Here is a 24,204-nt window from a genome sequence, read left to right on the forward strand (position 1 = left end):
GCAGAGCATCGGGACATTAACCCGCACCGGTACGGAATCCCTACCTCCGCTCTCCGCGCTCACCACTTCTCGCAGGTGACCAGTCGATAGAGAGGCGGTAGTTGTTCCACAGCGCATTCATGGAAGCGACCGGTAGCGTGCATTCCCGGATGAGCGCTCCCGCGATATCGCACAACGTTTTCCATTCACCTATCCCGCCCCTTCCTCTTCCGTCAGGACCCAGGAGGTTGCTGTGCATGGACGGACCGTTGCGTTCCCCACTCGATGACGACGACGGTGATGACGCCGGAGATGGCTCCCCGAAAGGTCCGGAATCCGGCGGTGTCGCGGTAGCGGGCTCCTTCACCCTGGACCTCTTCCGGGAAAGGCTGGTGGAGCACCCCTTTTTCGAGACGTTCCGGGACCGTGTGACCTGCGCTCCGTACGGGCAATTGACGCCGTTTCTGCTGACCGCGCCTTCGGCCCGCACAGTGGTCCTCCTGGTCCGCTGGGAGGACTGGTTCCGGCACGCCGGCGAGGCCGCGCGTGGGGATCTCTCCCCACCGTCGGTGGTACGGGAGTTCGCCGAGCGGCTGGAGTCCTTCTGTACCCGTCACGCCTCCCGGGTCCTGCTGGTCGTCTGCCCCTCACCGGCGGACGGCCGGGCCGCGGGCGGGGATCCGGAGACCGCTCTGGCCGAGGAGGAGCTGGCCCGGCGCATCGCGCGGCTGCCCGCGGTCACCGTGGCGTGGGCCGAGGGCTGGGCCGGGCATCCGGGCGACGGCGAGGTCCATGACCCGTATCTGGACCGGCTGGCGCATCTGCCCTACACCGAGGCGTTCTTCGGCCTGCTGGCCGACCGGGTGGCCGGCCTGCTGGCCGAGCAAATGGCCGGACCGCCGGCCGACCGGGGCGCCGGGCGGCCGACGGCGGGGAACCGGCCCGCGCCCCCGCCGAGCGCGGCCGATGGGCCCGGGGCAGGGTGGACGGGGACGGAGTGGAAGGAGACGGCCCGGCCCGCACCGCCGCCCGACCGCACCTTCCGCAGGCTGGTCGACGCGGCGGGGGATCTGCGGGCGGAGAACGGCGGTACGGGGATCGTGCCGCTCGCCTGGCGCCCATGGCTGCCCGCGGACGCCGCCGACGGCCCGGGATGGGGACGCGCCGCACGCGCGCTGGACGCCCTGCTGGCCGATCTGGTCCTGGCCGTCCGCGAGTTCCGGCGGCACAGCGGCAGACCGCTGCTCATCACCGTGCCCCCGAGGGAGCGCGTTCCCTCACCGCTCACCAATCTCTTCGGCCACGCCGAGGATTCCGTATGCGCGATGACGGCGGAGCTGACCGATATGACCGTCGTATGGGCCGCTCCCGCTGATTCCGCGGGCGCCGTGCCCGGCGAGGACGAGGAAAGGGTCCCCGAGTGGAATTGACCGCGATCGTCGCCGATGTGCTGGGAATCGCGCCCGAGCGGGTCGTGGATTCCGCGCGCCCCGGCGAGCTGGAGAACTGGGACAGCGTACGGCATGTGCATCTCATCATGCGTCTGGAGAAGCAGTACGGAGTGTCCTTCGACTATGCGGAAATGACCCGGCTCACCTCCGTCGGCGACATTCGCTCGGCACTGCGGGAAAAGGGCGCGGACACGGGTGTGGCCAGGGATGGGGAAACGGGCGGGCGATCCGGCGGGGAATCGGGTGCGGAGCCCGCCGCGAGAGCGGAGAACGGAAATGTCTGACACCATGTTGCGCACGGCCGTTCCATCTGAGCGGCTCTCGGCGGTGAGCGACGAGGACCTGCGGACCCTGCTGCTGATCCGCCACTTCGAGACCGCGCTGCTCGACCTGTTCGCCGCCGGTGAGCTGCACGGAACCGTGCACACCTGCCTGGGGCAGGAGTACGTACCCGTGGCACTGCGCCCGCTTCTGCGGGACGACCACGTGCTCAGCAACCACCGCGGCCACGGCCACTATCTGGCCCGGTACGACGATCCGGCGGGTCTCCTGGCCGAGATCCTGGGCCGTGAGGGGGCCGTCTGTGACGGCGTGGGCGGCAGCCAGCACATCCACCGGGACCGCTTCCTGTCCACCGGAGTGCAGGGCGAGAGCCTTCCGGTGGGCTGTGGCATGGCCCTGCACACCAGGCGGCGCGGCCGGTCCGAACTCGTGGTCGGGTACATCGGGGACGGCACATGGGGCGAGGGCGCGGTGTACGAGGCCCTGAACATGGCGGCCCTGTGGCGCCTTCCGCTGCTCGTCGTCGTGGAGAACAACGGCATCGCCCAGTCCACGCCGACGGGGGCGCAGATGGCGGGCGGCGTGGCGGGCCGTGCCGCCGCCTTCGGCATCCCGTACGAGCACATCGACGGCATCGACATCAACGCCGCGCGGCGGCGGCTGGCGGAGCCGGTGGCCCGGGTCCGCGCGGGCGAGGGCCCGCTGATCGTCGAGTTCGCCACTCACCGGCTCGGCCCGCACAGCAAGGGCGACGACACCCGTCCGCCCGAAGTGGTCGAGGAGGCCCGGCGGCACGACTGGTACCGGCTCTACCCGGCCGTAGCACCCGAGCAGTTCCGCCGCCTGGACGGCGAACAGCGCGCACTGGTGGCCGAGTTGGTGCGCGAGGTCATGGCACGGCCGCCCGCGCGGTGGACCGGAGCACCGACGGGAGGGACCGCATGACCGCCACGACGACCGCCACGACAGCCACGACAGCCACGACGACGAACGCCGCGCCCCGCGTCGCGGAGGATCTCAACGGCGCCCTGCGCGCCCTGTTCGACGACGATCCGCATCTGTATCTCCTCGGCGAGGACATCGCCGATCCCTATGGGGGCGCCTTCAAGGTCACCAAGGGGCTGACCGGGGAGCATCCGGAGCGTGTGCTCGCCACCCCATTGAGCGAGGGCGCGATCGTGGGGATGGCCGGCGGGCTGGCGCTGTGCGGGGAGAGCGCCATCGCGGAGATCATGTTCGGCGACTTCGCGACCCTCTGCTTCGACCCGCTGGTCAACTTCGCCGCCAAGTCGGTGTCCATGTACGGCCACCGGGTGCCGATGCGCCTGGTGGTGCGCTGCCCCGTCGGCGGAAACCGGGGCTACGGCCCGACGCACAGCCAGAGCCCGCAGAAGCACTTCATCGGGGTGCCCGGCCTCTCCCTCTTCGAGATGTCGCCGCTGCACGACAACCACACCGTGCTCACACACATGCTCTCGCTCGGCGAGCCGTGTGTGTTCTTCGAGGACAAGACCCTCTACGCCCGCCGGATGGTGACCGGCCGTGCGGTGGACGACCTCTTCGAGGTCCGTTACCTGGGCGGGGCCGGCCGGTGGGCCGAGGTCGGCGTGGCCGGTGAGGAGGGCGGCGACTGTCTGCTCATCGCGGCGGGCGGCATGGTGCACCGCGCCCTGGGCGCCATGCGGGAGCTGCTGCTGGAGGACGAGATCTGCTGTCGGCTGCTGGTGCCGTCCCGGCTCCACCCGTTCGACACCGGACCGCCCGTGGCGGCGTTCACCGACGGCGCGCACATCGCCGTCGTGGAGGAAGGGGCCGCGGGCGGCACCTGGGGCAGCGAGGTCGCCGCCCGTCTCCACGACGAGCTGTGGGGCCGGCTGCGCCGTCCGGTGGGGCTGGTCTCCTCCCGCGACAGCGTCATCCCCGCGGCGCCACATCTGGAGAGGCAGGTCCTTGTGCAGCAGGACACCATCCGCGACGCCGTCAGGAGGGCAGTGCGGTGACCGCGGTGCGGGTACCGAAGTTCAACAGCAACGACGCCGCCTATCTGCTCCTGGAGTGGGTGGTCGAGGACGGTGAAACCGTCACCGACGGCCAGGAGATCGCGCTGCTGGAGACCTCCAAGGCCGTCGTCGAGCTCAACAGCCCCGGGGACGGCGTGCTGGAGCGGAAAGCGGAGGCCCACACCGAGTGCGCCGTCGGCGACCCGGTGGCCGTCCTCCACCCGGACCGGACCGCCTATGAGCGGGGCGCCACGCCGGTGGCGCCGCCGAACGCCCCGGCGGGGCCGTCCGCGCCGCCGTGCTCCGTGACCCGCGGGGCACGTGAACTGGCCGAGGAGCGCGGCATCCCGCTCGAGCGTCTGTACGCCCTGGGCCGGAAGGTCGTACGGCGCTCCCATGTGGAGGATCTGCTGGCGAAGGCGGCAGGGCGGGCCCACCGCCCCGGGGAAACGGACGCCCCCGGCCCTCAGGGGAACGGCATGGCGCCGCCGGGGGCCGGTACGGACGAGGCGGTGGACGGCCCGACGGAGCCCCTCTCCGCCGTGCAGCGCGCCGTCGCCGCCACCGTGAGCGAGTCGCACCGTACCGTCCCCACGGCCTTCGTGGCGGTCCGTGTGGGCGTTGACGCCGCGCTGGAGCACGCCGCCCGGCTGAGCCGCTCCGAGCGGGCGCTCATCGGACTGCCCGAACTGCTGGTGGCCGCCATCGCGGCGGTGCGTACGCGCTTTCCGCACTGCTTCGCGACGCTCGTCGGCGAGGACGCGGTGCGCGTGCGCCCCGCCGCCCACGTGGGCGTCACCATCGACACCGGGAACGGCCTGTTCGTGGCCACCGTCCGGGACGCGGAGACCCTGACGCCCGCCGACATCGCCCACCGGCTCATGGAGTTCCGGCTGCGCTCCCTGCGGGGCGGTTTCCGTGCCGAACACCTCGCGGACAGCGCGGTGGCCCTCTCGTTGCACACCGAGGACGATGTCGTCCTCGCCCGGCCCATCGTCTTCCCCGGCCACACGTGCAGCGTGGCGCTTCCCGGTGTGCTCGACGAGGTCGTACTGGACGCGGACGGCGCGCCCCGCCGACGGCGCGTGGTGAACCTGGGGCTCGCCTACGACCACCGTGTGCTGAACGGCCGTACCGCCATGGCCTTCCTCCGCGCGCTCAAGGAGTTCCTGGAGAGCCCGGCCCTCCCGGCCGCTCCCGCCCCCGAGCCGTCGGAGGCGCCGTGATGCCGGTCCTTCCCGCCGACGCGGGCCACAATGTGCGCGCCTGGCAGCGCCGCACCGCCCCCGCCTGCTCCGACGGCCCCGTCGCCCCCGGTCCGCGCGTCGCGGTGCTGGCCTCCTTCACCGCCGATCCGCTGGTGCCGCATCTGGGGACTCCGCTTCATGACGCGGGGACGCACCCGGAGTTGTTCATGGCACCGTTCAACCAGATCGCGCAGGAGTGTCTGCGTGACGACAGCGCCACCGCGCGGTTCCGTCCCGACGCGCTCGTGGTGTGCGCCCGGCCGGAGGACCGCCCCGCCGTCGCCAGTGGCAAACGCGAGGCCGACGCGGGCGACCCGCGCACGCTGGAACCGCTTGCGGCCACCGCCCTGGACGCGGCCCGCCGTTGGGGCGCACTGCTGGTGTGGGCCCTGCCCCCGCTGCCGTACGAGCCCTCCCGGGGCGTGGGCGACTGCGGCGATCCGCGGGGTGCCATGGCCCGCGCCGTGGCCTCCCGGGAAGCGGTACGGGGACGGCTGGCCGTGGATCCCGACGCCTGCGTGGTGGACCTGGAGGACACGGTCCGCGCGGTCGGTGTGCGGCACGCCCGCCATCCGGCGCTCTTCCGGCTCGCCCGGGTGCCGTTCACCGAGGACGTCTTCTTCCGGTTCGGCGGCGAGCTGGCCAGGGTCCTGCTGGCTCGGAACGGGCAGGGGTGCCACGGGGTCCTGGCCGATCTCGACGGGCTCGTGCTGGACCCGGCCGCGCCGTTCGCCGGGGACTCCGCCGCCGAGTTGGCCTCGGCGCTCGACGAACTGCCCGCGGGGCGCCGGCTCGCCTACCGGACCGGCCACCCGGTGGCCGAGGCGCACCGCGCGCTCGCCACGCTGGCGCCCGCGCTGGCCCGGCTGCCCGCCGAGTGGATCGCCGAGGGCCGTACGGCGGTGGAGGATCTCGCCCGCTTCGCCGGGGCGCGGGGCGTGACGACGTCCACCATCGCCGTGCTGACCGGGCCCCCGGCCACTGAGACGGACACCGCGGCGGCGGCGCCGCACCGGCTCGTGGTCTGCGACGGCTCCGCCGACCAGGTCAGGCTCGGGCTGCTGGACGCGGGCGCGTTCGACACCGTGCCACCGGTCACCGCGTACCCCGGCGGCACACCCCCCGCCGCCGAGGGGAACGACACCGCCACGCGGTCCGACGGCGCCGACGCCACACCGGGCGACGACTACGCCGCCTTCCTGCGCGGCCTCGGCGTCTTGGCGGAACTGGCCGAGCCCACCGGGCCGGATCTGTCGGCCGAGGCGGACGTGGCCGCCCGCGCCCACGACTTCACCCTGGCCCTGTCCCACTCCCCCGAGCATTTCGCCTCTGTGGGCGACGGCGGACGGCTGCTGCTGTCCGCGCACGTCCGCGATCGATACGGCGACTACGGCACGTCGGCGGTGATCGGTGTACGCGCCGCGGGGGCGGTGTGGCATGTGGAGCTCTTCTCGCTCTCCTGCGTGGTGATGGGCAAGGGCGTGGAGGACCTGCTGCTGCGCTCGCTGGTGGAGCGGGCGGCCGAGCGTGGCGCCACCGAACTCGCCTTCCACTACCGGGACACCGGCCGGAACCATCCCGCCGTCGGCTTCCTCCGCGCCGCCGCGCGCCACCACCGGGCGCACAAGGGACGCGATGTGTGCGTGACATCGGTGGAGCACACCGCCGCCACGGCGGGTGGCCACCACGAGGACGGAGGAGGAACCGATGACTGACAGCGCCGTACACACCGGGACGGCAGCCGGGCCCGCGCCCCGCGACCACTCCCGCCACCGAGCCTCCGTCGAGCAGAAGGCCCTGATGCTGGTGGAGGAGGTCCACCCGGACACCGCGGCCTACACCGTGCCGGTGGTCTTCCGGATCCGCGGCCCGTTGCACACCGCCGCGCTGCGGCGCGCGGTCGCCTGGCTGATGGCTCGGCACGAGGCGCTGCGCACCACGTTCCACTGGGACGACGGCACCCTCTACCAGCACATCCTGGACGGCCAGGACCCCGCCTGCCGCCCTGAGCTGTCGCCCGAGGACCCGGCCCCCACCCCCTGGCGAGCCGTCGTCGAGAGCGAGGCACTGCGGCCCCTGGACATGCGCCACGGCCCGGGGATGCGGGCGCGGCTGCTGCGGCTCGCCCGGGAGGACCATGTGCTCTCGCTGGTCTTCCACCACGCGGTGGTCGACGGCTGGTCCCTGCGTCTGCTGCTTGACGAACTGTCCGCCGGATACGCGGCGTACGCCGCCGGGCCGGAGGCCCCGGCCCGCTCCCCCGCCGTCCCGTACCGGGTCCACAGCGCCCGGCAGGCCACGGCCGAGTGGCGGCGCGGGGTCGAGGCGGCGCTGGTCCACTGGCGCACCCGGCTGGCGGATCCGCCGGCTGGGTCGGGCCCGCGGACCGACCGGATGCGGCCCGCCGTACAGGACCTCACGGGCGGCGTCCGCGGCCGCCGCCTCAACGACGGTCTGGCGGCCGCGGTGCGGTCGGTCTCCCTCGACCAGGGGGTGACCCCGTACATCACGCTCCTCGCCGCCTACTGCGCGCTGGTGCGCCGCGCCGGCGGCGACACCGATCTGCTCGTGGGCTCCCCGTGGGCGGGCCGGGAGCGGGCGGAGGACGAGGAGGTGGTCGGCTGTTTCGTCAACACCCTGGTCCACCGGGTGGACCTGTCCGGCGACCCCACGTTCGCCGAACTGACCGGGCGCGTGAGGGAGTCGGTGCTGGCGGCCGTCGAGCATCAGGTGCCCTTCGACCGGCTGGTGGGTGAGGTGGCGCGGGAGCGGGACCCGGCGCTGCCGCCGCTGGTGCGGACGACGTTCGGCACCGAACCGCCGCACCCCGGGCTGGTGTTGCCCGGCTGCGCCGTGGGGGCGGTACCGGTGCACAACGGGTGCGCGAAGTTCGATCTGTCGTGGGTGGTGGCCGACGAGGGCGATGTGCTGTCCGTACGTGCCGAGTACGCCACCCGGCTGTACGACGCCGACACCGTCGACCGGCTCATCGACCGGTACGAGGTGCTGCTCACCGCCGCCCTCGACCATCCCGGGCTGCGCTTGAGCCGGCTGCCGCTGCTGCGCCCCGCCGAACACCGACGGCTGGTGGGCCGGTACGGGCGGGGCCCCGCGCTGCCGGGTGGCGGGCCGGGGCGCGCCGAGGAGGCGTTCGCCAGGCAGGCCACCGCCACCCCGTCCGCCATCGCGGTGGAGCAGGGCGGACTGCGGCTCACCTATCGGGAGCTGGACCGCCGCTCGGACCGGCTGGCGGCGGTGCTGCGCGGACGCGGCGTGGCGGCGGAGCGCCTGGTGGGCCTGGTGGCGGACCGCACACCTGACTTCATCACCGCGGTGCTGGCGGTGTGGAAGGCGGGCGGCGCCTATCTGCCGCTGGACCCCGACCACCCGGCAGAGCGCATCCGGTATGTCCTCGACGACGCCCGGCCCGCTCTGCTGATCACCGACCGGGAGCAGCCGCCGGATCGTGTCCCGCGGACGCTGCCCGTGTTGCGCCTGGACCGGTGGAGCGCCGGTCACACCGGTCCCCACGACACCGCGCCGGAGCCGACGGCCGTACCGGCACCGTGTGCGTCGCCACGGAGCCTGGCGTACGTCATCTACACCTCCGGCTCCACCGGCGCTCCGAAGGGGACCCTGATCGAGCACCGCGGGGTGGTCAATCTGGCCGCCGCGCAGCGACGGCTGCTCGGTGACCTGGGCGCGGCCCGTGTGCTCCAGTTCGCCCGGGTCACGTTCGACGCCTCGGTGTGGGAAATGGTCATGGCGCTGCTGAACGGTGGCACGCTCTGTCTGCCCCGCGACACCGGGCCGCTGTCCGGCGGCGCCCTGACGGCGGAGGTGCGCGAGAGCCGGGCGACCCATCTCACCGCGCCCCCTTCGGTGTTGTCCTCCGTCCCCCCGGAGGACGGCCCCGGGCTCGAGGTGCTCGTGGCGGCCGGTGAGGAACTGCCCGAGACGCTCGCGGACCGCTGGGCGGGACGCTGCCGGCTGGTCAACGCCTACGGCCCCACGGAGACCACCGTCGCCGCGACCGCCACCCGCTGTGCGCCCGACGGCGGACGGCCCGCCATCGGCGGCCCGATCGGCGGCACCGAGGCGTATGTCCTGGACCCGGCGATGAACGTGGTCCCGGTGGGCGTACCCGGCGAACTCCACGTCGGCGGCGCCCCGTTGGCCCGGGGCTATCTCGGCCGGCCGGGGCTGACGGCCGAGCGGTTCGTACCGCATCCGTTCGCCACGGGGCGGGGTGAGCGGCTGTACCGCACCGGGGATCTGGTGCGCTGGCGCTCCGACGGGCAACTGGAGTTCCTCGGACGGGTGGACCGCCAGATGAAGGTCCGGGGCGTCCGGGTCGAGCCGGGCGAGCTGGAGGAGGCGCTGCGAAGCCACCCCGCTGTGGGCAACGCGGCCGTGACCGTACGGGGCGAGGACCCGCGGGAGCGCCGGCTGGTGGCATACGTGGCGGCCACCGGCCCCACGCCGCCGACCGCCTCGGGGCTGGCGGGGCATCTGCGGACACTGCTGCCGGGCTATCTGGTGCCATCCGCCTTCGTGGTGATGGACCGGCTGCCGGTCACCTCGCACGGGAAGACCGACTACGCCGCCCTGCCCGCACCGGACGGGGACCTGTCCGGGCGGGGGCGCGACCACACCGCGCCGGAGGGCCCCACCCAGACGGCGCTCGCGGCGATGTGGGGCGAGGTGCTCGGGGTGGAGAAGGTCGGTGCCGACGACGACTTCTTCGCGCTGGGCGGCACATCGGCCGATCTGGTCAGGCTGCGGGACCGCATCGAGCGCCGGTGGCGGACCAGGGTGCCGATGGCCGAGCTCTTCCGCGCCCACAATGTGCGCCTGCTCGCCTCCCATGTGGACCAGGAGACCGCCGCCGGGGAGCCGGAGCCGCGCTCGGCCGCCGGTCCAGGTCCCGCTCCCGACGCCGCCCGTGACAAAGACGCCGTCCGTGACAAACGGCACGCCGCCGTCGCCGCACTGCGTGCCAGGAAGGGGAGGACCCGCGATGCACGCTGATCACCCCGAACGCCGAGGGCCCGGCTCGTCGGCCGCGCCACCGGACGGCACCGCACCGGACACCGGGCAAGCGCCTCACACCGGGGAAGCGCCGGACACCGGGGAGGCCGGGCTGCTCGACATCGCCGTCGTCGGCATGGACTGCCGCTTCCCGGGGGCCCGTGACCCCGAGGAGTTCTGGCGGCTGATCCGGGACGGCGTCGAGGCCGTATCCCGGTTCGGCGAGGCGGAGTTGAGGGCCGCGGGGGTGGACGAGGACATCCTGCGCCACCCGGACTTCGTGGGCGCGGCGGGCGTCGTCCCCGACGGGGACACGTTCGACGCCGACTTCTTCGGCTACCCGCCCGCCGAGGCCGCTGCGCTCGACCCGCAGCAGCGGATCTTCCTCGAATGTGCCTGGCGCGCACTGGAGGACGCCGGACACGACCCGGCCGCCTTCCCCGGCGACATCGGGGTCTTCGCGGGACAGACGGTGAGCACCCATCAGCCGGCGCCGCTGGAGGCGCTGCTCACCAGCCCCATGGACGTCTTCCAGCAGATGTCCTCGAACGACAAGGACTTCCTGCCGACCCGGGTCTGCCACAAGCTGGGCCTCACCGGGCCGGGTATCAACGTGCAGACCGCCTGCTCCACTTCGCTCGTCGCCGTGCACATGGCCGCCCAGAGCCTGCTCAACGCCGAATGCGACATGGTCCTGGCCGGGGGCGTGTCCTGGACGGCGCTCAGGTCTCGGGGCTACCGCCACCAGCCGGGCGGCATCATGTCGCCGGACGGCCACTGCCGCCCCTTCGACGCCGACGCGGCCGGGTTCGTACCCGCCGACGGGGCCGGTGTGGTGGTGCTGCGGCGGCTGGCGGACGCCCTGGCCGACGGCGACCGGATCTACGCGGTGCTCAAGGGCAGCGCCGTCAACAACGACGGTGCGGACAAGGTCGGCTACACCGCGCCGGGCCTCACCGGTCAGCAGCGCGTCGTCGCCCAGGCGCTGGCCAACGCCGATGTGCACCCGGACACCATCGGCTACGTCGAGGCGCACGGCACCGCCACCCGGCTGGGAGACCCCGTCGAACTGTCCGCCCTCACCCGCGCGTACCGCTCCCGGGGCGCCACGTCCACCGGCCGGTGTGCCGTGGGTTCGGTCAAGGCCAACATCGGGCACACCGATGTGGCAGCGGGTATCGCCGGATTCCTCAAGACCGTGCTGATGCTGCACCACGGGCATCTGCCACCGAGCGTCAACCTGTCCCGGGTCAGCGAGGAACTCGACGTGGCCGACGGCCCGTTCCGCTTCGCGCGGGAGGGCGAACAGTGGAAACCCGGGGAGTGGCCGCGCCGGGCGGCGGTCAGCGCCTTCGGCATCGGCGGCACCAACGCGCACGCGGTGCTCGAAGAGGCCCCGGCGCGCCCCCGGATGCCCTCCAAGCGGCCCTGGCACCTGATCACCCTCTCGGCCCGTGACGAGACCGCGCTGCGCCGCAGCTCCGAGGAGTGCGCCGGTTTCCTCGAGGCCGAGCCGGAGGCCGACCTCGGGGACGTCTGCCACACCCTGGCGCGGCGCCACCCCATGCGGCACCGGCTCGCGGCCGCGGTGCCCGACCGCCCGACGGCCCTCGACCGGCTCCGGGCCGGTGCGGTGACGCCCGCGGTGCAGTACGGGGACGCGGGTGGCGAGCGGCCCGACGCGACGGTGTTCCTCTTCCCGGGCGGCGGAGCGCACTACGCCGGGATGGGCCGGGGCCTGTACCGGGACGAGCCGGACTTCCGCCGCGCCTTGGACGAGGGGCTGGCCCTGCTGCCCGACACGGAGCTGCGCGGACGGATCCGGGAGGCCCTGTCCATACGCGGTGGCCACCGCGACGGCGGCCCCGACCCGCTCGCGGACCCGGCCGTCGGGCTGCCGGCGCTGTTCCTCACCGAAATGGCCCTCGGCGAACTGCTGCTGGCCCGAGGCGTGCGCCCCACCGTCTTCCTGGGGCACAGCCTCGGGGAGTACGCCGCGGCCTGCTTCGCCGGGGTCTTCGACAAGGAGGACGCGCTGTCGGTCGTGGTACGGCGGGGCGAGATCCTCGCGGATATCGTCGGCGGTGCGATGCTCAGCGTCACCGCCTCCGAGGAGGACGTACGCCGTCGGCTCACCCCGGCGCTGTCGCTCTCGGTGGTCAACGGGCCGCGGATGTGCGTGGTCTCCGGGCCGGGCGAGGCCATCGAGGCCGCAAGGGCGGACTTCGCCGCCGACGGTATCGACTGCCGGCCCGTCCCCATCGCCACCGCGGCGCACTCGGCACTCGTGGACCCCGCCCTGCCCGGCTTCCGTGCCTTCCTGGCGGGCATCCGGCTCCGGCCGCCCGCCCGGCATCTGATCTCCAACGTCACCGGCCGGCAGGCGGGCGCGGAGGTCGCCGAGCCGGGCTACTGGGTGGACCATCTGCGGGGCACGGTGCGCTTCGCCGAGGGGCTGGCCGGTCTGACGGCGGAGCGGCCGGTGTTCGTCGAGGTGGGGCCCGGCACCACGCTCTCCACCGTGGTACGCGCCCATCCGCGGACCGCGCGGGCCACCGTCGCGCACACGCTGCCGCACCCCGACGCCCCGAGCGAGGACAGTGAGATACTGCTGGGCGCCCTGGGCCGCCTCTGGGTGAGCGGCGTGGACATCGACCCCGCCGCGCTCTACGACGGGGAGACCAGGGCGCGACAACCTTCCGTGCGCTATCCGTTCACCCGGCGCGGGTTCACCCGGCCGGACCATGACCGGGCGACGCCCTCGGTGGCCGCCGGAAACGCCGCCGGAAACGTCCCGGGCAGTGGCCGCCCCGGAGCCGCGCTGTATGCCGCGAGCTGGCAGCGGACACCGCTTCCCCCGGCCCCGCCGCCGGGACGCGCCCTCGTCCTCACCGACGGCTCTCCACTGGGCGAGGGGGTGCTGCGGTGGCTGACCGAGCGGGGAACGGCCCCGCTGGTGGCGCGCGCGGGCGATCCGGGCGGTGCGTTCCGCCGGGACGGGCAGGAATACGTCCTGGACCCCGGCGACCCGGAGCAGTGCGCCCAACTGCTGGACGCGGCGCGGGAGGAGCAGGGCTCCGGTGCGCCGGGCGATGGCGCCACGCCTCTTCGCGTGCTCGATCTGTGGTCCGGCCGTGGCGAGACCGGGACGGGGAACGACGGCGGCCGACCGGAGCGGGAGCCGGTGCCCGCGGGTTTCCTGGCGCTGGCCCATGCGCTGGGGCGGAGCGCCACGCCGGTCGAGCTGACGCTGGTGACCCGCGCGGCCTACGGGGTCACCGGTGCCGAGCGGCCGGATCCGTTGGCGGCATGCCTCGCCGGGGCCGCCCATGTGCTGCCCCTGGAGCTGGAGCACATACGGCTGCGCGTGGCCGACGTCGACCCCGGCGAGTGGGCGGAGAGCGGGGAGTCCGGGCTTCGAGCCCTCGCCGGGCCGCTGGCTGCGGAGAAGCCCGCCGAGCGCGGCGCCGACCCCGTGGCCGCCTACCGGGGCGGACATCGCTGGACACGCCGCTTCCTGCCACTGGCGCGTGGCGGCGAAACACCTGCTCTGGTGCCCGGGGGCACATATGTGATCACCGGGGGCCTGGGCGGTGCGGGCCGTCATCTCGCCACGCGTCTCGCGGAGCGCCACTCCGCCCGGCTGATCCTCGTCGGGCGTGGCGCGGAGGAATGCGACGCCCTCGACGGCGATCCGCGAATCGTGGTGCGCCGGGCGGATGTCACCGACCGTGCCCGGATGGCGGAGGTCTTCCGGGAGGCCCGAACCCGTTTCGGTGCCCTCGACGGGGTCGTCCACGCGGCCGCCGCCCCGGCGGGCGGAATGCTCCAGTTCCTGACCCCCGGGGCCCTGGCGGAGGGGCTGAGCGCCAAGGTGGCCGGAACGTATGCGCTGGTCGACGCGTTGGAGGCGGCCGGTGAACGGCCCGGGTTCCTCGCGTTGTTCTCCTCGCTCGGCTCCTTCTCGGGTTCGGTCGGGCTCGCCGCGTACTGCGCGGGCAACGCCTTTCTCGACACCTTCGCGGTGCACGCCTCCCGCACCCTCGGCATCCCGGCGCTCTCCCTCGACTGGGACCGCTGGCAGGGCACCGGGATGGCGCGGGAGGTGGAGCGGCGGCACCGGGAGCTGACAAAGCGGGACCTCGCCCCGGGCCTGGACCCCGGCCAGGCCGCCGAGCTGTTCGCCGACGCCCTCGCGCATCTCCCGGTCCACCAGCTCGCCATCTCCCTCCGCCCGCCGGACGAGCTGCTCGCCGGCCCCGGGACACCGGCCCCGGAGCCACCCGGCCGCACCTCGCCGGACACCGCCGACGGCGGTGGCACCGGCGATGGGCTTCCGGCGGACGAGTCCGCCGGGGACGGATGCGAGGACGAGCGGGAGCGTGCGGTGCTGCGCATCTGGGAGGAGACCCTCGGTGTCAGCGGCATCGGCGTGGACGACAACTTCTTCGCCCTCGGCGGCCATTCGCTGACCGCGATGCGCATCGCACAGCGCTTCAACGACCGCTTCGGCACCACGGTGACCGCCCAGGACCTGCTCAGGTCGCCGACGGTGGCCGGACTGGCGGGACTGGCCGGGGACGGCCCCGAGGAGAGCCATGAGTGACCCGCACCGCGCGACGGACCCGGCCACGGCACACCGCCACGCACCCGCGGGAACCGGCCGTAACGCATACGAAGGGGAGGGACCGGCATGACACAACACCCCACGGCGGGCGCCGCGTCCGACGGCTCGCTCGACGCACGCGACGCACGCGTGGACGAGGTCCTGACGGAGGCTCTGAAGTCCGTCCTGGGCAAGGCGGGGGCCGACGACGAGGCCCTCTTCAGCGACCTCGGCGGGGACTCGCTGCGTGCCGTCAGGGTGCTCGCCGCCTGCTGGCGGTCCCTGGGCGTCGAGCTGCCCCTGCGGTCGCTGGCCCCCTCCACCCGGCTGGGCGACTTCCGCCGCGCCCTGCGGGAGGCGGTGGGCGAAACGCCAGCGCCGGGCACCCCGGCCCCGGGCGTGGACCCCGGCGGCGAGCAGCAGCGCCCGGAGCCCGATCGGCCCTCCGCGAACAGCGCCGCCTCCGAGGACACGGGCCGGATCGCCCGGCAGCCGTACGGCGCCGCGCTGCCCCTGTCGCCCGGTCAGGAGAGCCTGTACGCGCTGTACCGCGCCGACCCGGCGAACCCGGCGTACAACGTGCCGCTGACCCTCCGGCTCGACGCGCCCGACGGCGGCCCGGACGGGCGGCGGATCCGCTCGGCGCTGGAGGAGCTGGCGCTGCGGCACACCGCGCTGCGCACCGTTTTCACCGAGCGGGACGGCGGGGCGGTGGCCTCGGTGCGGGAGCGGCCGGACACCGCTTGGCGGACCGAGGACCTCTCCGCCCTGCCGCCCGCCGAGCGGGAGGAGCGGGCGGAGGCGCTGGTGAGGGAGGCGTCGGTCACCCCGCTCGAACTGGACCGCTCCCCCGTACGGGCCCTGCTCATCCGGCTGACGGACGACAGTGGCCTGCTGGTGCTCGTACTGCATCACATCGTGTGCGACGCCTGGTCGCTGCGTGTCCTGGTGGACGATCTGCTGGAGCTGTGCGGCGGCCGGGACCCGGTCCCGGACGGCTCCGGGGCCCCGCTGGGCGCGGTGGACGTCGCCGCCTGGGAGCGCGATCGGCTCAGCGGCGAACGTCGGGAGCGGCTGACCGCGTTCTGGCGCCAGGCCCTGGACGGTGTGCCGGAGGTGCTGGAGCTGCCCGCCGACCGCCCCCGCCCGGCCGTCCGCACCTTCCGCGGCGCGCGGATTCCGGTGCGGCTCGACCGCACGCTGGTCGCGGCGCTGACCACGTACGCCAGGGAGCGTGGCGTCACCCTCTTCACGGCGCTCGCGGCCGGCTGCGCGCTGACCCTGCGGCGGTACACGGGCCAGGACGACTTCGTCCTCGGCTTCCCGGTGGCCGGACGGGTGCGGCCGGAACTGGACCAGGTGGTGGGGTACCTCACCAAGACGGTGCCGCTGCGGGTCCGGCTGGACGACCGTCCCGCCACCGGCACACTGCTGACCCGGTTGCACGAGGGCATCGCCCTGGCGCAGGAGCACGCGGAGTTGCCGCTGGACGCGATCGCCGACGCCGTCGGGGTGCGGCGGGCTCCGGGCGTACCGCCGCTGGTGCAGTGTGCGCTGGTGCTGTTCGCCGACGGCCGGCAGACGGTGGCGCCGCCGGGGCTGCGGGCGCTGCGGGCGGAGCCGGGTACGGGCACCTCGAAGTTCGACCTGAATTGGTACCTGGAGGAGCGGGACGGGGAGCTGGCGGGGTATGTCGAGTTCTCCACCGACCTGTTCGACACCGCCACGGCCGAGCGGCTGCACGGCCACTTCGCCGGGCTGCTGCGCGCTCTGGCCACGGCCGACCCCGAACGGCCCGCCACGCGGCTGCCGATGCTCACCGCCGGGGAGCACACGGAGCTGCTCGGCCGCGCGCAGCCGCTGGGGATGGCCGGTGAGGCGGACTGGCTGCCGGTGCACCGGATGTTCGAGCGGGAGGCCGCGGCGCGACCGGACCACGCGGCGCTGTGGCACTCGGGTGGCAGCGTCACCTACGCCGAACTCGATGCTCGCGCGAACGCCCTGGCCAGGGCCCTGGCCGCCCGCGGGCTGGGACCCGAGGACCTCGTCGGTGTGCACATCGGCCGCTCGCCGGAGCAGATGGCGGCGCTGCTGGCCGTGTTGAAGACGGGCGCCGCCTACCTGCCGCTCGACCCCGCCTACCCCGCCGACCGGCTGGCCTACATGGCGCGCGACGCGCGGCTGGCCGCCGTGCTCACCCAGGGGCAGGCTCCCGCCTTCGCCGTGGCGGCCGGAGTAAGCGAGGTCATCGACATCACCGCGGTCCACGACACCGGGGGCGGCGCGCCGGACACGGCGCCGGCCGGACCCGATGGGCTGGCGTACGTCATCTACACCTCGGGCACCACCGGCCGGCCCAAGGGTGTGCAGATCACCCACCGCGCCCTGGCCAATGTCATCACCGCCTCGCGGGCGGACTTCGGCATCGGGCAGGACAGCCGGGTGCTCCAGGTGGTCTCCTTCAACTTCGACGCGTCGGTGTGGGAGATCTTCATGGCCCTCGCCTGCGGCGCCACGCTGTGCCTCGGACCACCGGACGTGGCGCGCGCCGAGCGGTCGATCGAGAGCGTCATCCGCGACTGCGGGGCCACGCTGATGTATCTGCCGCCCGCGCTCCTCTCCCTCGTCGACCCGGCGGCGGTGCCCGGTGTCCGGCTCGCCATCACCGGCGGCGACCTCATCACCGGGGAGCTGCGCCGCCGGTGGACCGATCGGTGCCGGTTCTTCGTGGCGTACGGCCCCACCGAGGGCACCATCGTGCAGACCTGGCAGGAGCACACCGCGGACGTCAGCGCCGCGCTGCCGATCGGGCGGCCCTTCGCGGGGGTGCGGCTGTACGTGCTGGACGCCGAGCTCGACCCGGTGCCCATCGGGGCGGTGGGCGAGGTGTACGTGGGCGGGCTCGCGGTGTCCCGGGGCTACCGGGACCGGCCGGGTCCGACCGCGGCGGCGTATCTCCCCGATCCGTACGCGGCGTGGCCGGGCGCCCGGATGTACCGCACCGGGGACCGGGTGCGGCGGCTGCCCGGCGGCGAGCTCACCTTCGTCGGCCGCACGGACCACCAGGTCAAGGTCCGCGGCTACCGCATCGAGCCCGCCGAGGTCGAGGCCGCGCTGCTCAAGTGCCCCGGGGTGGAGGCGGCCGCGGTGATGGCCGAGCCGGGGCCGGGCGGCCGCTCCCGGCTCGTGGCCTACGCCGTCACCTCGCCGGACCGCCCGGAGGCGCTCGCCGGTCTGCGCGATGCGCTGCGGGCCACCTTGCCGGACCACATGGTGCCCTCCCGGATCCACCGGGTGCCGACCGTTCCGCTCACGGCCAACGGCAAGGTCGACCGCGCGGCGCTGCCCGCTCTCGCCGACGTCGACGACGACGCGCTCATCCGGCTCCTGGACCAGGTCGAGGGGCTCGCACCGGAGGACGGGAGGGCCACCGCATGAACGACCCCACGACGGCCGGGATCGAGGACATCTATCCGCTCACCCCGTTGCAGAGCGGCATGCTCTACCACTCACTGCGGGCCGAGGAACCCGGCGCCTACACCGAGCAGTTCGTCTTCGTCTGCCGGGCGGAACCACCGGCCCGCCGTCCGCGCGCGGACACCCTGGGCGCCGCCTGGCAGACGGTGGTGGCGCGGCATCCGGTGCTGCGCACCGGATTCGTCTGGGCGGAGGTGGAGACGCCCGTCCAGGTCGTCGCCTCGTCCTGCGTACTGCCGGTCGAGGAGCGGGATCTGACCGGTCTCGGCCCCGAGGAAGCGGAGGCGGGCGTCGAGGAGTTCCTCGCCGCCGACCGGGCCCGCGGCTTCGACCTGGCCAGGCCGCCGCTGACCCGGCTCGCCCTGCTGCACGCCCGGGACCGGACGTACCTGGTGTGGACGGTGCACCATCTGGTGATCGACGGCTGGTCGATGCCGAAGATCCTCGCCGAGGTCGGCGCGGTCCACCGGGCGGGAGGCGACGCGGCCCTTCCGGAGGTCCGGCCCTTCCGCCACTACGTGGACTGGCTGGACCGGCAGGACGACGAGGCGGCCACCCGCTTCTGGAAGGACCGGCTCGGCACCCTCCCACCGGCCGACCGGCTGGCACTGCGCCCCGGTGCGGAACGGGAGCGCCGGGGCCGCGCCGCGGCGGGCAGTGCCGAGCACGAACTGCCCGCGGAGCTGTCGGCGACGGTCCGGGGCGCCGCGCGCGGCGCCCGGGTGAGCCTCAGCACCTGGTTCCAGGCGGCCTGGGCGGTGGTCCTGTCACATATCGGGCCCGGCCCCCAGGTGTTCGGCGTCACGGTGGCATCGCGGCCGCCGGACCTGCCCGGTGCCGACGGCGTCATCGGCCCCTGCGTCAACACCGTGGTGCAGCGCCTGGACGTGACCGGCGGCGGCACGCTGCGCGACTGGCTGCGGCACATCCAGCGGGGCCAGACCGCCGCCCTCCCCCATCAGCACCTCGGCCTCCCGGAGGTGCGGCGGGTGTGCGGCGCGCGCGGGGAGACACCGCTGTTCGAGTCCATCGTCGCCTTCGAGAACTACCCGGACCAGGGCACTTTCCTGGACCTGGGCCCCGGCACCTCGGTGGAGCTGTGGCGGTATGTCGAGGACACCACCTACCCCCTGACGGTCGTGGTGCTGCCCGGGGAACCGGCCCTCGGGCTACGGCTGTTCTACGACCCCGGGCGCTTCGGCGCCGAGGAGATCCGCACCGTGCTGGGCCGGGTGGAGGCGGCCGTCACCGCGATGGCACGTGGCCTCGACGCCCCGGTGTCCGCCGTACGCGCGGCCTCCGCGCACCCCTCGCTGGTCCGCGGCGCCGACCGGGACCACGCCCCCGACGGCCCGTCCGCGCTCGCCGGGATGTCCCTGCACCGCATCGTCGAGGAGCAGGCGGCACGCACCCCGGGCGCGCCCGCCGTGGACGACCACGGCCGGGTCTGCGACTACGCCGAACTCGACGCCGGGGCGGCCCGGTTGGCGGGTCGGCTGCGCGCGCTCGGGACGGGCCGGGACACCGTGGTGGCGCTGCTGCTGCGGCGGACCACCCGGGCGCTGGTGAGCATCCTCGGGGTGCTCAAGGCGGGGGCCGCCTATCTGGCGCTGGACCCCGACCACCCCGACGAACGGCTGGAGTTCCTGCTCACCGACTCCCGGGCGGCGGTGCTGATCACGGAGGAGGGCACCCATGGCCGCCTGCCCGGAGCGGGTCCGCCGCGGCTGCGTGCCGACGAGTCGGCCGCCGGCGCGCCGGCGCCGTCCGCCGAGAGCGGCCCGGACGACCTGTGCTACGTCACCTACACCTCCGGCTCCACCGGACGCCCCAAGGGCGTGGCCATGCGGCACGGCGTGATGGCGGGGATGCTCGACTGGGAGTTGGCGGGCGGCTCGGTCCCGGCCCCCGCCAGAACGCTCGCACAGGTGTCGTTCACCTTCGACGTCTCCGCTCAGGAGATCTTCACCACCTGGGGCAGCGGCGGGTGCCTCGTCCTCGCCGACGAGGACGACCGGACGGACTTCGAACGGCTGGTGGCGCTGGCCCGCGACCGGGAGGCGCAGCGCTGGTACATGTCCCCGGTGGCGCTCCGCCATGTCGCCGAGGCGGCCGCGCGTACCGGCGTCCGGCTCCCCCGGCTGCGCGAGATCATGACCGCGGGCGAGCCGCTGGAGGTGACCGACGCCGTCCGTGAGCTGCTCACCGGGCCCGAGGCGCACGTACGGCTGGAGAACCAGTACGGCTCCTCGGAGTGCCAGGTCGTCAGCAGTCTGCGGCTGACCGGCGACCCCCGGACCTTCCCCCGGCGCCCCGGCATCGGCTCCCCCATCGACGGGGTCGACCTGTATGTGCTGGACGAGGAGTGGCGCCCCGTGCCCGTCGGGGTGCCCGGCATGATCTGCGTGGGCGGGGCGGCGGTCCCCCGCGGCTATCTGGGCCGCCCGGGGGCCACGGCGGAGCGGCTCCTGCCCGACCCCTTCTCGCGGTGGCCGGGGAGCCGCATGTACGCCACCGGCGATCTGGGCGTGCTGCACGCCGACGGCACCCTGGAGTGCCTCGGCCGCGCCGACGACCAGGTCAAGATCCGCGGGCACCGGGTCGAACCGGGCGAGGTGCGCGCCGCGTTGCGCGGCCTGCCGGGGGTGCGGGACGCGGCGGTCGTCGTACGGGACACGGCCGGGGAGCACCGGCTCATCGGCTATGTCGTGCCGGAGGACGGCGCGGCGCGGCCCGAGGACGGTCCGCGGCCGGAGAACGGCGCACGGCCCGGGGACGGCGTGCCGCCGGAGGCGGACGTACCGCCCGAGGACACGGCCGCGGAAGAGGCCCGGTTGCGCGCCGCGCTACGTGAGAAGCTGCCCGCGCCCTTCGTGCCGTGGCGCATCGTCCGGCTTCCGGCCCTGCCGCTGACCACGAGCGGCAAGGTCGACCGGAGCGCCCTGCCGGCCCCGGGGGAGCCGCCGCGCGGCGCCGTGGCCGGCACACCGGGAGAGCGGCCCGCCATGGAGGCGATGCTGCGCCTGTGGGAGGACGTGCTTCCGGCGGACCGGGTGGAACCGGACGCGGACTTCCTGGCACTGGGCGGCGAATCGCTGCTGGCGATCCGGCTCACCGGCCGGATCAGGAACGTCTTCCCGGTCGGCCTGGGGGTGAGCCGGCTGCTGAAGGAGCGCACCCCACGGGCGCTGCTCGCCGAGGTCGACGCGGAACTCGGCGGCCCCGCGGCGTCCGACCGCGCCGCACGGACCTATCTGCGCGACCGGTCGGCCACGTCCGCGGCCCCGGAGCCCCGGCCGGCCGCGCCCCCGCGGAACGTCACCCGGACGTCCGAAGACATCCCCGTACCCACAGGAGAGCGACCATGACCACCCCGGGTTTCACCGAACGGCTCGCCCGGCTGACCCCCGCCCAGCGCGAGGCCCTCGAGCGGCTGCTGGACGAGCGGCGCGCGACCACCGCCGCCACCGCCCCCTCCCCTGCCGACGGGCGGCCACGGAACGCGACCGAGGAGGCGCTGGCCCGGATCTGGGCGGAGTGCCTGGGCGTGCCCGTCCCCTCGGTGCACGACGGCTTCTGGGCGCTGGGCGGCGACTCGATCATCGGCATGCAGATCGCGGCGCGGGCCGCTGCCGAGGGAATCGCCGTCTCCCCGCAGCAGGTGCTGGAGGCGGAGACCGTGGCGCGGCTGGCGGAGCTGGCCACGACCGGGGAGGCGGTGCGGGACGAGGCGGACCAGCCGCTGGGCGAGGTTCCGCTGACGCCGATTCAGCGCTGGTTCTTCGAACAGGATCTGCCGGGCGCCCGCCACTGGGACCAGACGCTGTACCTCCCCGTCCGCAGGGCCCTCGACCCGGAACTGCTGCACCGGGCGCTGTGCGCGGTCGCGGCCCACCACGATGTGCTGCGCAGCGCCTTCCGGCAGGACGCGGCGGGCGGTGGGGACGGCTGGCGGCACGAGGTGCGGAGCGCCGCCCCCGATCCTCCGCTGACCGTCGTACGCCTGCCGGAGGAGGACGGCGCGGCGCGCCAAGCGCGGGAGGACGCGGCCGTGGAGAGCGCGCAGCGGTCGCTGGACCTCGCGGACGGGCCGCTGGTGGCTGCCGTACTGCTCCAGGAGGACGACGGCCCGGCGGGCCCTGGGCGGCTGGTGCTCGTCGCCCACCACCTGGTGGTGGACGGCATCTCGCTGCGGCTGCTCACCGACGATCTGGAGCGCGCCTACCGCGCCCTGGAGGGCGGCCGGGAGCCGATTCTGCCCGCCCGGACGACATCGTTCCGGCGCTGGGCGCAGCTGCTGCGCCGCTGGGCGGACCATCCCGATGTCGCCGGGCAGCTCCCCTACTGGCGTTCGGTGCCGGACGCCTCGGCGGCGGCCCTGCCGTTCACCGCGCCGGACGAGCCGGGCGAGGGCCCGCGGGCCGACACCATCGGCCGTAGCGCCACCGTGCGCAGGCGGCTCGGCCAGGACGTCACCGAGGCCCTGCTGCGGGACGCCCCCGCCCGTGGGCTGTCCCCCTTGAACCTGCTTCTCGCGGCGCTGCTGCGGGCCTGGCCGCGGTCGCCGGGGGCGACGGAGCTCCAGCTCGATCTGGAGGCCCATGGCCGGGAGGTGGTCGAGAGCGGGGCCAATGTGTCCCGCACCGTCGGCTGGTTCACCTCGATCTTCCCGGTCCGGCTTCCGCTGCCGTCCGCCGCCGGCGGCGATCCGGCGGAGGAGGTGGCTGACGAAGTGGCGGCCGTGGGCGGCAGGCTCGACGCGGTGCCACACCGCGGCCTGGGCTACGGACTGCTGCGGTACCTCTCGGGCGCGCCGGGGGCGCGGCTGGCGGAGCTGCCGCAGTCGCGGCTGAGCTTCAACTACCTGGGACGGTTCGAACGGTCCGTCGACGACGCGGTCTTCGGGGCACCCGCGCAGGTGCCCAGCGTGCTCCAGAGCCCCGACGCGCCCCGCCGCTATCTGCTGGAACTGGTGGTGACGGCGGTCGAGCGCGAACTCGTCGTCGAGCTGACCCATGCGCGGGACCACCTCCCGGACGAGGCCGCGGAAGCGCTCACCGAGACCTACGTCCGCCACATCGGGGAGCTCACCCGGCAGGCCACGGGCGGCACCGGGGCGCGGACCGGCGGGGTGGCCGAGGACCAACTCGCCGCCATCAAGCGACGGATGGGGATGGCATGACGACACCCGCGGAGTACGCACCGCTGTCCGAGGCGCTGGCGGGGCTGGACGCGCTGACCCGGATCACCGAGCGGGTGCTGGCCGGCTGGCCCGAGCACCGGGACTTCCTCGCCATGCGGTTCAGCGGCTGCGACGCCGAGCACCTCGCGTTCTGCGAGAGCGTCGCACGGTCGCTCCTGGCCATCGCCGGTGACGGGCTGGACCGCTACGCGGACGGCTACCGCTGGACCTGCGAGCGGATGCTCGAGGAGGACTACCACTTCCAGCTGACCGGTGAATACCGCTACCGGACCTTCCGCGAGGTCCAGGACGGCCTGGGCCTGGACGCCGCCTATATGACCCGCTACACCGACGGGCTGCTGCTCTCGCAACTGCTCTGGGTCAACCAGGCGCGCGCCCTGCACCTGTACGTCACCGGCTTCCTCGGCGCGGTACGGGAAGGGGAGAGCCTGCTGGAGGTCGGCCCCGGGCACGGCCTGCTGCTGGCCCTGGCCGTCGAGCGCGCCCGCGCCCGGATCACCGGCTGGGACGTGAGCGACGGCAGCGTCGCCAGCACCCGTGAGGCGCTGGCCCGGCTGGGGCACACCGCGTGTCTGCGCCGACAGGACCTGCACCGGGCCCCGGCGACCGAGCGTTTCGACCATGTGGTGGCCAGCGAGCTGCTGGAGCACGTGGACGAACCGGAGGCGGCCCTGCGCCGGCTGCGGGACCTGGTCCGCCCCGGCGGCCGGCTCTTCGTCAACATCCCGGTCAACAGCCCGGCGCCGGACCACATCAATCTGTGGCGGACCCCCGAGGAGGTCTCCGCCTATGTACGGGAGGCGGGCCTGGAGGTGCTGACGGAGGCGGTGTTCCCGATGACCGGCTGCACCGAGGAAGAGGCGCGCGCCACCGCCTCCACCCTGTCCTGCGTCCTGATCTGCCGTGCGTGACAAGGGCGCGCGGCTCT

General features: G+C 74.4%; 12 protein-coding genes. All 12 read left to right on the forward strand.

Annotated elements, in window-relative coordinates; genetic code table 11:
- Positions 1–236: 236 nt before the first annotated feature.
- The 12 genes from AB0E24_RS21340 (at position 237) to AB0E24_RS21395 (ending at position 24,187) form a co-directional block, all read left to right on the forward strand.
- Positions 237–1,409, forward strand: a complete 1,173-nt coding sequence (locus AB0E24_RS21340; RefSeq protein WP_359378979.1) for a hypothetical protein — start codon at positions 237–239, stop codon at positions 1,407–1,409.
- Positions 1,400–1,714 (forward strand): acyl carrier protein, encoded by a 315-nt coding sequence (locus tag AB0E24_RS21345; protein ID WP_359378982.1) that lies wholly within the window; start codon positions 1,400–1,402, stop codon positions 1,712–1,714. Before AB0E24_RS21340 ends, AB0E24_RS21345 begins: the two co-directional genes overlap by 10 nt.
- Positions 1,707–2,657 carry a thiamine pyrophosphate-dependent dehydrogenase E1 component subunit alpha gene (locus AB0E24_RS21350; protein WP_079256142.1) on the forward strand — a complete coding sequence of 317 codons (951 nt, stop codon included), beginning with the start codon at positions 1,707–1,709 and terminating at the stop codon, positions 2,655–2,657. Before AB0E24_RS21345 ends, AB0E24_RS21350 begins: the two co-directional genes overlap by 8 nt.
- Positions 2,654–3,712 (forward strand): alpha-ketoacid dehydrogenase subunit beta, encoded by a 1,059-nt coding sequence (locus tag AB0E24_RS21355; protein WP_359378986.1) that lies wholly within the window; start codon positions 2,654–2,656, stop codon positions 3,710–3,712. Before AB0E24_RS21350 ends, AB0E24_RS21355 begins: the two co-directional genes overlap by 4 nt.
- The gene (locus AB0E24_RS21360) at positions 3,709–4,938 is read left to right on the forward strand and encodes a 2-oxo acid dehydrogenase subunit E2 (RefSeq protein ID WP_359378989.1); all 1,230 of its coding nucleotides are present in this window, start codon (positions 3,709–3,711) and stop codon (positions 4,936–4,938) included. The genes AB0E24_RS21355 and AB0E24_RS21360 overlap by 4 nt, the downstream gene beginning before the upstream one ends.
- On the forward strand, positions 4,938–6,674 hold the full coding sequence (locus AB0E24_RS21365) for a hypothetical protein (protein WP_359378992.1): 1,737 nt from the start codon (positions 4,938–4,940) through the stop codon (positions 6,672–6,674). The genes AB0E24_RS21360 and AB0E24_RS21365 overlap by 1 nt, the downstream gene beginning before the upstream one ends.
- Positions 6,667–9,990, forward strand: a complete 3,324-nt coding sequence (locus AB0E24_RS21370) for a non-ribosomal peptide synthetase (RefSeq protein WP_359378994.1) — start codon at positions 6,667–6,669, stop codon at positions 9,988–9,990. The genes AB0E24_RS21365 and AB0E24_RS21370 overlap by 8 nt, the downstream gene beginning before the upstream one ends.
- A complete protein-coding gene (locus tag AB0E24_RS21375) occupies positions 9,980–14,596 on the forward strand; it encodes an SDR family NAD(P)-dependent oxidoreductase (protein WP_359378997.1) in 4,617 nt (1,538 codons plus the stop codon). The genes AB0E24_RS21370 and AB0E24_RS21375 overlap by 11 nt, the downstream gene beginning before the upstream one ends.
- An 87-nt stretch (positions 14,597–14,683) precedes the next feature.
- Positions 14,684–18,034, forward strand: coding sequence for a non-ribosomal peptide synthetase (locus tag AB0E24_RS21380; RefSeq protein WP_359378999.1), 3,351 nt, complete (start codon positions 14,684–14,686; stop codon positions 18,032–18,034).
- Complete coding sequence (locus AB0E24_RS21385; protein WP_359379002.1) at positions 18,031–21,441, forward strand: non-ribosomal peptide synthetase; 3,411 nt, start codon at positions 18,031–18,033, stop codon at positions 21,439–21,441. The genes AB0E24_RS21380 and AB0E24_RS21385 overlap by 4 nt, the downstream gene beginning before the upstream one ends.
- Complete coding sequence (locus AB0E24_RS21390) at positions 21,438–23,255, forward strand: condensation domain-containing protein (RefSeq protein WP_359379005.1); 1,818 nt, start codon at positions 21,438–21,440, stop codon at positions 23,253–23,255. The genes AB0E24_RS21385 and AB0E24_RS21390 overlap by 4 nt, the downstream gene beginning before the upstream one ends.
- Positions 23,252–24,187 carry a class I SAM-dependent methyltransferase gene (locus AB0E24_RS21395; RefSeq protein ID WP_069862357.1) on the forward strand — a complete coding sequence of 312 codons (936 nt, stop codon included), beginning with the start codon at positions 23,252–23,254 and terminating at the stop codon, positions 24,185–24,187. The genes AB0E24_RS21390 and AB0E24_RS21395 overlap by 4 nt, the downstream gene beginning before the upstream one ends.
- The last annotated feature ends 17 nt before the right edge of the window (positions 24,188–24,204 follow it).

It is taken from the genome of Streptomyces malaysiensis subsp. malaysiensis, assembly GCF_040653035.1.
GTDB classification, from domain to species: domain Bacteria; phylum Actinomycetota; class Actinomycetes; order Streptomycetales; family Streptomycetaceae; genus Streptomyces; species Streptomyces malaysiensis.

Coding starts and splice junctions, on each gene's coding strand:
- AB0E24_RS21385 (WP_359379002.1), top strand. CDS start 18,031: ATGAACGACCCCACGACGGCCGGGATCGAGGACATCTATCCGCTCACC.
- AB0E24_RS21390 (WP_359379005.1), top strand. CDS start 21,438: ATGACCACCCCGGGTTTCACCGAACGGCTCGCCCGGCTGACCCCCGCC.
- AB0E24_RS21380 (WP_359378999.1), top strand. CDS start 14,684: ATGACACAACACCCCACGGCGGGCGCCGCGTCCGACGGCTCGCTCGAC.
- AB0E24_RS21355 (WP_359378986.1), top strand. CDS start 2,654: ATGACCGCCACGACGACCGCCACGACAGCCACGACAGCCACGACGACG.
- AB0E24_RS21395 (WP_069862357.1), top strand. CDS start 23,252: ATGACGACACCCGCGGAGTACGCACCGCTGTCCGAGGCGCTGGCGGGG.
- AB0E24_RS21350 (WP_079256142.1), top strand. CDS start 1,707: ATGTCTGACACCATGTTGCGCACGGCCGTTCCATCTGAGCGGCTCTCG.
- AB0E24_RS21340 (WP_359378979.1), top strand. CDS start 237: ATGGACGGACCGTTGCGTTCCCCACTCGATGACGACGACGGTGATGAC.
- AB0E24_RS21370 (WP_359378994.1), top strand. CDS start 6,667: ATGACTGACAGCGCCGTACACACCGGGACGGCAGCCGGGCCCGCGCCC.
- AB0E24_RS21365 (WP_359378992.1), top strand. CDS start 4,938: ATGCCGGTCCTTCCCGCCGACGCGGGCCACAATGTGCGCGCCTGGCAG.
- AB0E24_RS21375 (WP_359378997.1), top strand. CDS start 9,980: ATGCACGCTGATCACCCCGAACGCCGAGGGCCCGGCTCGTCGGCCGCG.